The 9321-nt window shown below is 33.7% G+C and carries 10 protein-coding genes and 1 tRNA gene; 8 read left to right on the top strand and 3 right to left on the bottom strand.

Annotation, left to right across the window (positions count from 1 at the left end; translation table 11 throughout):
* Positions 1-695: aldehyde dehydrogenase family protein (locus ACK5ON_RS08325; RefSeq protein WP_409821591.1), on the top strand; the 695-nt coding region annotated here is incomplete at its 5' end.
* An 85-nt stretch (positions 696-780) separates the two neighbouring features.
* Here ACK5ON_RS08325 and ACK5ON_RS08320 read toward each other — a convergent pair.
* Positions 781-1842 (bottom strand): bifunctional methionine sulfoxide reductase B/A protein, encoded by a 1062-nt coding sequence (locus tag ACK5ON_RS08320; protein ID WP_409821593.1) that lies wholly within the window; start codon positions 1840-1842, stop codon positions 781-783.
* Between the two features lie 222 nt (positions 1843-2064).
* Here ACK5ON_RS08320 and idi point away from each other — a divergent pair, with 222 nt between their 5' ends.
* From idi to ACK5ON_RS08290, 6 genes are all read left to right on the top strand, one after another.
* Positions 2065-2592: an isopentenyl-diphosphate Delta-isomerase gene (idi, locus tag ACK5ON_RS08315; RefSeq protein WP_396175316.1), complete on the top strand. Its 528-nt coding sequence runs from the start codon at positions 2065-2067 to the stop codon at positions 2590-2592.
* A gap of 97 nt (positions 2593-2689) precedes the next feature.
* On the top strand, positions 2690-3100 hold the full coding sequence (locus tag ACK5ON_RS08310; protein WP_409821589.1) for a 6-pyruvoyl trahydropterin synthase family protein: 411 nt from the start codon (positions 2690-2692) through the stop codon (positions 3098-3100).
* Entirely contained in the window at positions 3100-3549 is a 450-nt protein-coding gene (locus tag ACK5ON_RS08305; protein ID WP_409821587.1) for a peroxiredoxin, read from the top strand. The genes ACK5ON_RS08310 and ACK5ON_RS08305 overlap by 1 nt, the downstream gene beginning before the upstream one ends.
* A 23-nt stretch (positions 3550-3572) precedes the next feature.
* On the top strand, positions 3573-4535 hold the full coding sequence (locus ACK5ON_RS08300) for a type I phosphomannose isomerase catalytic subunit (protein WP_409821585.1): 963 nt from the start codon (positions 3573-3575) through the stop codon (positions 4533-4535).
* Between the two features lie 88 nt (positions 4536-4623).
* Positions 4624-4890 (top strand): hypothetical protein, encoded by a 267-nt coding sequence (locus tag ACK5ON_RS08295; protein WP_396175308.1) that lies wholly within the window; start codon positions 4624-4626, stop codon positions 4888-4890.
* Positions 4891-4958: 68 nt separating this feature from the next.
* A tRNA-Thr gene (locus tag ACK5ON_RS08290) sits at positions 4959-5035 on the top strand.
* A 65-nt stretch (positions 5036-5100) separates the two neighbouring features.
* Here ACK5ON_RS08290 and ACK5ON_RS08285 read toward each other — a convergent pair.
* A complete protein-coding gene (locus ACK5ON_RS08285; protein WP_409821583.1) occupies positions 5101-5682 on the bottom strand; it encodes a hypothetical protein in 582 nt (193 codons plus the stop codon).
* A gap of 275 nt (positions 5683-5957) precedes the next feature.
* Between ACK5ON_RS08285 and ACK5ON_RS08280 the strand changes: the two genes are divergently transcribed.
* Complete coding sequence (locus tag ACK5ON_RS08280) at positions 5958-7130, top strand: M28 family peptidase (RefSeq protein ID WP_409821581.1); 1173 nt, start codon at positions 5958-5960, stop codon at positions 7128-7130.
* Between the two features lie 6 nt (positions 7131-7136).
* Here the strand turns inward: ACK5ON_RS08280 and uvrA are convergent.
* The coding region (gene uvrA / locus ACK5ON_RS08275; RefSeq protein WP_409821579.1) for an excinuclease ABC subunit UvrA at positions 7137-9321 on the bottom strand (2185 nt) is incomplete at its 5' end.

Here is a 9321-nt window from a genome sequence, read left to right as displayed (position 1 = left end):
GAACACTATCTTTCAATGGACAGCGTTGCACAGCACTCAAAATTCTATATGTTCATGAGTCTATTGCCGAAGAATTTAACAAGCGATTTGCCGAGAAAGTGGATGCTTTACCTTTTGGCAATCCCTGGGAGAAAGGTGTTTTGTTAACGCCTTTGCCAGAAGTAGAAAAACCAAATTATATTCAAGAATTGATTGACGATGCCACAGCAAAAGGAGCCAAAATTATCAATCAAAAAGGTGGTGCGCGTACCGAAAATTTTATTTTCCCTGCGGTTTTGTTTCCTACAAATAAATCCATGCGTGTTTATCATGAAGAACAATTTGGCCCTGTTATTCCAATAATTACTTTTAAAGATATTCAAGAACCATTGAACGATATGGCAGAATCTAACTATGGACAGCAAGTGAGTTTGTTTGGTAGAGATATCAAAACCATTGCACCGCTAATAGATACATTGGTGAACTTGGTTTGTCGTGTAAATTTGAATAGTTCTTGCCAGCGTGGACCCGATGTGTATCCGTTTACCGGAAGAAAAGATTCTGCAGTTGGCACCTTAAGTATTCACGATGCGTTGCGTTCGTTTTCCATTCGAACTTTTGTGGCTTCAAAAGATAATGCTTATAATAACGAAATTCTTCAAGCTTTACTGAATAGTAAGGAATCTAATTTTATTAATACGGATTATATTTTATAAAAAGTTAAACACAAATTTCACAAATTACCACAAATTTATCTGTGCTAATTTGTGAAATCTGTGTTTAATAATAATTTTATATTTTCTATTTCTTTTTCAATCTATCTTTAAAAACTTTTTCAAATTTTTCAAGCTTTGGTTGAATAACCATTTGGCAATAGGGTTGATTTTTATTGTTTTGATAATACCCTTGATGATAGGATTCCGCTTTGTAGAATTTTTTTAAAGGTTCCAATGTAGTTACAATTTTGTTAGCAAAAACCTTTTCATTCAATTCCTTAATTAAACTTTCAGCCGCTTTTTTCTCATTTTCATTTTTATAAAAAATGGCTGAACGGTATTGTGTTCCGGCATCTGCACCTTGACGGTTTAAGGTTGTTGGGTCGTGAACAGTAAAAAACACTTGGAATATTTCGTCCAAGTTGGTTTTGGATTTGTCATACGTAATTTCAACTACTTCAGCAGCACCAGTTCTACCAGTACAAACTTCTTCATAACTTGGATTTTCAACAGTTCCGCCAGCATAACCAGAATAGACACTTTTTACACCCTCCAAGTTTTCGTATACGGCTTCCACACACCAAAAACAGCCACCACCAAGTACAATAGTATCCAAATTTCCTGTAGTTGAGGTAACTCCATCGGGAACAAAATCCAAGGAAATGGCATTCATGCAATAGCGTTTTCCAGTTGGCTCTGGACCATCGTCAAATAGATGTCCCAAATGGCTGTTGCATCTGCCGCAAAGCGCTTCGGTACGTTTCATGCCATAAGAATTATCATCTTTGAAAACAACACTATTTTTATTTTCTTGCTCAAAAAAACTTGGCCATCCACAACTACTCACAAATTTTTGTTCTGATTTGAAAAGTTTCAACCCACAAGCGGCACAATAATAGGTTCCTTTGGTTTCAGATTGCCACATTTTTCCGGTGAAAGCCCTTTCGGTATCGGCTTCTCGCGCAACAGCATACAAATCGGGAGACAATACTTTTTTCCATTCCGCATCGGATACATTTAATTTTGTAGTATCGGTATTAGAATAATAAGGATTATTTGGTTTTGAAATTATATTTTCCATAGCATTGGTTTTTGTTTTTTTAGTTTCTGAATTGTTGTTTTGCCCACAAGCTGTTACAAGAAACATCGGAAGCAAAAGTAAATAGTTTAAAATGGATTTTTTCATAGTAATGTTTTTTAAATCTGATACAAATTTACGCTAGATACCTTGTTTAAATGTCGGTTAGATTGCAAATTTTAGTGATTTAAGGAAAGTTTAACGGTTGTTCGAGTTGTTTAATTATGGTCGCCGTATTTTTTTTGTATTTTTGCCCTTCGACTTCGCTCAGGGTGACAAATAGAATAAGTTATGATTGAAGAAAAAGTAATCTTGGTTAATGAACAAGATGAACCAATTGGTTTGATGAACAAACTCGAAGCTCATGAAAAGGCGATTCTGCATCGTGCTTTTTCGGTTTTTGTGTTAAATAAAAATAACGAAATCATGTTGCAACAACGAGCACATCAAAAATACCATTCGCCATTGCTGTGGACAAACACCTGTTGCAGTCATCAGCGAGAAGGAGAAACTAATATTCAAGCAGGAACACGCCGTTTGTATGAAGAAATGGGTATTAAAACCGAGTTAAAAGAACTGTTTCATTTTATCTATATAGCGCCTTTTGATAATGGTTTAACAGAGCACGAATTAGATCATGTGATGATTGGGCGTTATGATGATGAACCAGTTATTAATTCAGATGAAGTAGAAAGCTGGAAATGGATGTGTATTGAAGAAGTGCGAAAAGACATGATTCAAAATCCTGATATTTATACCATTTGGTTTAAAATTATTTTTGACGAATTTTATCATTACCTTGAAGACCATAAGATATAAGATTGCTGACAGTTGATGACAGATTTCCTAATTTAAAAAACAATCACCTATTCACAATCAACAATCTTAAATCGACAATCAAAAATCTAAAATCACTATGAAAGTAACCGTATCAAGAAAGGCACATTTCAATTCCGCCCATCGATTGTATCGAAAAGATTGGTCGATGGAAAAAAACGATGTCGTTTTTGGAAAGTGCAATAATCCCAATTTTCACGGACATAATTATGAACTCATTGTTTCGGTTACAGGAGAAATTGACCAAGAAACAGGTTTTGTAATGGATGTAAAAATTCTAGCCGATTTAATTAAAGAACATATTGAAAATGCTTTCGATCATAAAAATCTAAATTTGGATGTTCCCGATTTTAAAGATTTAAATCCAACTGCCGAAAATATAGCTGTGGTTATTTGGCAAAAACTCAGAAAACAAATTGACACAAATAAAGATTTAGAAGTTGTTCTTTATGAAACACCTCGAAATTTTGTAACTTATAAAGGCGAATAATGGCACTGCAAGTAGGTGATAAAATTCCAATTTTTACTGCAATAGATAGTAATGGAAATTCTTTTGAAGTTCGGGATTATATAGGACAGCCCATGGTAATTTATTTTTATCCAAAAGATGACACACCAGGATGTACCATTCAAGCATGCACTTTTCGAGACCAATATGAAGATTTTAAAACATTAGGAGCAGAAGTTATCGGTATTAGCAGTGACAGTTTATCATCCCATAAAAAATTTGCATCAAGGTATAAACTTCCTTTTATTTTACTTTCTGATACAAACAAAAAAATCAGAAACGCATTTGGTGTCCCCAACGATTTCTTAGGGTTGCTTCCAGGAAGAGCCACTTATGTGATTGATAAAAATGGGATAGTGCAATTTGTTTTTGATTCTACTTTGGCAAAAATTCATATCACAAAAGCGCTCAAGGTTTTAAAAACATTCTAAGTTTGCTTAATAATTCATTCCAAATGAAACTATATCCTTTACAGTTTGAACCTATTTTAAAAGAACGAATTTGGGGTGGAACTAAATTAAAAACATATCTCAACAAACCCATATCATCTAATATTACTGGCGAAAGTTGGGAAATATCTACCGTTGAAAACGATGTAAGTATAGTCGCAAATGGTTTTTACAAAGGAAAATCAATCAACGAATTAATCAATGAATTTCCAGACGAAATATTAGGAACAAAAGCTTATAAGAAATTTGGCAAACAATTCCCATTATTGTTCAAATACCTTGATGCTCGCGAAGATTTATCCATACAATTGCATCCAAATGACGAATTGGCCAAAAAACGTCACAATTCTTTTGGCAAAACCGAAATGTGGTATGTGATGCAAGCTGATGAAAATGCCCGATTGATTGTAGGATTTAAGGAAAAGTCTACACCAGAAGAGTATTTGAAACATCTTAATAATAAAACAATTGTTGATATTCTGGATACTAAAAAGGTAAAACAAGGCGATGTTTTTTTCTTAGAAACGGGAACTATTCATGCCATTGGTGCCGGAATTGTAGTAGCCGAAATCCAACAGACATCGGATGTTACCTATAGAGTTTATGATTTTGATAGAGTAGATGCCAATGGAAATACTCGCGAATTGCATATTGATTTAGCGTTAGAAGCTATCAATTATGAAACTGTTGATGCTCAAAAATACTATTCAAAAAATGAAAACCTATCAAATACAATAGTTGATTGTCGTTATTTCACCACTAATTTTATTCCTTTAAATGGAGCGGTAAAAGTGAATAAAAATCAAAATTCTTTCACGGTTTACATGTGCGTTGATGGAAGTTTTGAATTGAAAATTAATACAGAAATTTTTTATTATCAAAAAGGAGATACAGTCTTAATTCCTGCAGCTTTAACTAATTTTGAATTGTCTGGTAGCGCTTCCATCTTAGAAATTTATATTTCGTAGTTTGTATTCTAAAGATTTAATGTAGTTTTGCACCACCCGAGACCGAGAGGTCGAACGGAACATAGTTAAATTTTAAAAATAAAAGAAAATGCCAAGTGTTAAGAATTTAAAAAAAGACATCAATTTTGTATTAGGTGATATTATTGAAGCGGTTTATATATATGAGATGACAACTATAGGAAAACCTTCTGATAAAACAAATGCAATTATTGACGAAGCGATTTCGTCTTTCGATGGTTTGATTGAAAAAGTGAATGCTAAAAAAGTAGAAAATAAAAAAGCGCATTTCAAACAAATCAATGTAGAATTAGAACAAACCGCAAATCAATTGGTTGAAAAAATCAACGCACTATAATAGAAAAAAGTTCTCAAATATTTTGGTGAATTAAATTTGACTTATATATTTGCACACAAGTTGAGTTGGCCAGCGTAGCTCAGTTGGCTAGAGCAGCTGATTTGTAATCAGCAGGTCGTGGGTTCGAGTCCCTCCGCCGGCTCCATTAAAAAACCGTTTCGTTTCGTCGAAGCGGTTTTTTATTTAAAATGACTTTCAATTTAACCTAACTTATTTTTTTTCTTCTATTTTAGCTTTGGTGCCATCTGCTCTATAATAGTAATAATCATTGTCAGTATAGTTTGAAGCAGTATAATAATGATCATTAGTATAGTTGTAGGCATAACCAGAGTTATAATACCTTTTAATAGCTCCAACTGTGTCTACTATTTCACCTCTGTAGTTGTATATAATTCTCATTCCACCAATTTGAGTTAAACCAACTCTGTTATATCTCATATAAACACTTCCAATGCGACTTACTCTATCGTTACTATCGTAATTGATAAACGTGTTACCAACGCGTCTAACCCTACCAAAACTATCATGTTCTATTCTAGTACCATAGTTAAATGTTCTTCTTTCGTTAATTGAAGCACCACGTTTTCCGGCAGCTTTATAAAAATAATCTCCTTGGCCATCCTGTGGACGCGTATTAAAATCAAAATCTCCATTTTGAAAAACAAAAAACTCAATGCCTCTTTCTACAAATGAAATTGGTTCTTCAAAGCTGAATCTTGTTCTGCTTTCTGTTGCGTTTATAAATCCAGTTGTCATTAAAACGCTTGCTACTAAAAAGGTAATTTTTTTCATGATCTATTCATTTATGCGTTTTGCTTACTCTATCGATTTTCAGCTTCTTCGAACAGAAATCATTTCCGTTACACACACTATTTCAATTGGTGTGCCAAAAAAAGGTAATTAATTCTTAAGTTTTGATTAAGATGTTTTAAAAGCTTTGTTTTTAAAGGTTTGCGAATGGTATTTTGTATTAATAAAATAAATTTACACATTGAAATATGTTCTTTTATTGATTACATTTGCTAACGATTTTTTAAATTAAACGAATGTATAGTATCAAATCATCAATGAAAAAACTACTATTTTCACTTTTCTTATTGTTTTTTATTGCTAAAGGACATACTCAAATTTTTATTCCCTATTATGGAAGTGTTGCAGATCAAGTATCAGCTTCCAATGTTCTTAATAACCTAACTGAATTTGAAAATTTAGGAGTTAAAAGAAGAGGCACAACTTCATTACAAAACACTCTTGATTGGTTAAAAGCAGAATATTTAAGCTACGGATATACCGCTGCTCAAATGCAAGAATATAGTTTTACAAATGGGGCTACAACCTGTAAAAATTTGGTAGTTACAAAAGTGGGAACGCTATATCCAAATACGTTTATCATTTTATGCGGACATTATGATACCATAGCAGGCAAAGGAACTAATGATAATGGTAGCGGAGTAGTTACCATATTTGAAGTGGCTCGTTTATTGAGAAACATTCCAACGGAATATTCCATAAAATTTATCAATTTTAGTGGAGAAGAAGATGGTTTGATAGGAAGCCAACACTTTGTTTCTACAGTAGTAAACGGAACTACTCCTAAAATGGACATTCGCTTGGTTTTTAATATAGACGAAGTAGGAGGAAGAGCCGATATGATTAATGATACCATTACTTGCGAGAGAGACACTGGCAGTCCAACTTCAAACAATGCTGCTTCAAATATGTTCACTAATCAGTTAATTACTTGTGTTGATTTATACTCGCCATTAAATACTTTTTTGTCTTATGCTTATGCATCCGATTATATGCCGTTTGAAGATAATAACGAAATCATTACTGGTTTTTTTGAAAAAAATGAAACACCTCACAGGCATACCGCAACTGATTTATTAATCAATATGGATCCAGTTTATGTTTACAATATTGCCAAAGCTGCTACTGGAGCGATGTTGCATTTTGCCAAAGCCTCTACAACATTAACAAACGCTAGTTATGATGATAATCAAATTAGTTTTTTTCCAAGTCCAGCTAAAGACAGTTTGAATATTAGTTTAGGGTCACTTGAAGCTAGTGAATATACTTTTTCTCTAATGGATATGCAAGGAAAAGTCGTTTTGAATAAACAATTTCAAAACGCACAGTTACTAGAAACTGTTTCATTAATAGGATTAGCTAAAGGAATGTATTTGGCTGTTTTTGAAGCGAGTAAAGTAAGAATTACAAAGAAAATAGTAATTAAATAAAAACTTTTATAACTTTTCTTTAAGATAAAAACCAGTAATTGACTTTTTGTTCTTCACAACGTCTTCTGGAGTTCCAACGGCTAATAATTGTCCACCATTCTCGCCCCCTTCTGGACCCAAATCAATAATCCAATCAGCACATTTTATAAGGTCAAGATTATGTTCCACTACAATGATGGAATGCCCTTTTTCGATTAAAGCATCAAAAGATGCTAACAGTTTTTTTATATCATGAAAATGCAAACCCGTAGTAGGTTCGTCAAAAACAAATAGTGCTTTTTCTTTGGTCACGCCTTTTACCAAAAACGAAGCTAATTTAATCCGCTGTGCTTCGCCACCCGAAAGGGTAGAAGAGGATTGTCCCAATTGCACATAACCCAATCCAACATCTTGCAAGGGCTGTAACTTTTGCGTTATTTTGGTTTGTTTGTTTTCGGCAAAGAAAGTAATGGCATCATCAATAGTCATCGTTAGGATATCATCAATATTTTTCCCTTCAAACGACACTTCCAATACTTCTTTCTTAAATCGTTTTCCGCCACAAGTTTCACAGGGTAAGGAAACATCAGCCATAAAAACCATTTCTACATTGATGGAACCTTCTCCTTTGCACGTTTCGCATCGACCACCATCCACATTAAACGAAAAATGTTTGGCTTGATAACCACGAACTTTAGACAGTTTTTCTTTCGCATACAAATCGCGAATATCATCATACGCTTTGATATACGTCACTGGATTCGAGCGTGAACTTCTCCCAATGGGATTTTGGTCAACGTATTCAATGTGTTTGATATGTGAAAAACTTCCTGTTATTTCAGTAAATTGACCAGCTTTATCGCCAATTCCTTCTAGTTTTTTCTGCATCGCTGGAAATAATATTTTTTTTACCAAAGTGCTTTTTCCACTACCAGAAACACCTGTAATAACCGTTAAACTTTCCAAAGGAAAGACAACATCAATGTTTTGTAAATTGTTTTCTCTAGCCCCTTTTATTTCAATAAAGTTGTTCGACTTTCTGCGATTTTTTGGAACTGCAATTTCAAGTTGTCCGTTTAAATATTTTGCTGTCAACGAATCTGCTTTTAGAATTTCATCAAAAGTCCCCTCGGCTACTAATTCACCACCAAAAGTGCCCGCTTCGGGACCAATGTCAATAATTCTATCTGCAGCTTTCATGATGTCTTCGTCGTGTTCTACAACGATAACCGTATTGCCCAAGTCACGAAGGTTTTTTAATACCTTAATTAATCGTTCGGTATCTTTTGGATGCAAGCCAATGCTGGGTTCATCGAGAATATACATCGAACCTACTAAACTACTTCCTAATGAAGTTGCTAGATTAATTCGCTGTGATTCACCTCCAGATAGTGTAGCAGAGTTTCTGTTTAAAGTCAAATAATCTAAACCAACATCACTCAGGAAAGCCAATCGGTTATTGATTTCAATTAGCAAACGTTTGGCTACTTTTTGGTCATATTCAGAAAGAGAAAGCTCTTTGAAAAATGGAATTAATCGTTTTATTGATAAGTCAACCAATTCAGAAATAGTGCTACCGCCAATAGTAATATAATTTGCTTCTTTGCGCAGTCGTTTTCCTTTGCAAGTAGTACATTTGGTTTTACCCCGATAGCGCGATAACATCACACGATTTTGTATCTTATAGTTTTTTTCTTCTAATTCTTTGAAAAAATCATCCAATCCAATAAAGAATTTATTACCTTTCCACAGGAGCTCTTTTTGCTCTTCGGTAAGTTCAAAATAAGGTTTATGTATTGGAAAATCAAACTTGTAGGCATTGTTTACCAATTGGTCACGATACCATCCCATACTTTCACCACGCCAAGGATAAATGGCATTTTCATATATAGAAAGCGCTGTGTTTGGTATAACTAATTCACCATCTATACCAATTATGTTTCCATAACCTTCGCAAGTTGGACAAGCACCATAAGGATTATTAAAACTAAATAGATGAATATTGGGTTCTAAAAAAGTAATTCCATCCAATTCAAAATTAGCACTGAATTCCAATCGTTTTTTAGTATCTAATCCTTGTAAATAACAAACACCTTTTCCTTCAAAAAAAGCCGTTTGTACGGCATCAGCCAATCTGTTGAAGAATTCTTCTTCCTCTTTAACTACAATACGGTCAATGATTAAAAGAATATCTTTATTGTCTAGTGAATGC

The organism is Flavobacterium sp. (assembly GCF_046317795.1).
Lineage (GTDB): Bacteria > Bacteroidota > Bacteroidia > Flavobacteriales > Flavobacteriaceae > Flavobacterium.
The sequence above is the reverse complement of the archived record's forward strand: the minus strand, read 5'-3'. Positions and strand labels throughout refer to the sequence as shown.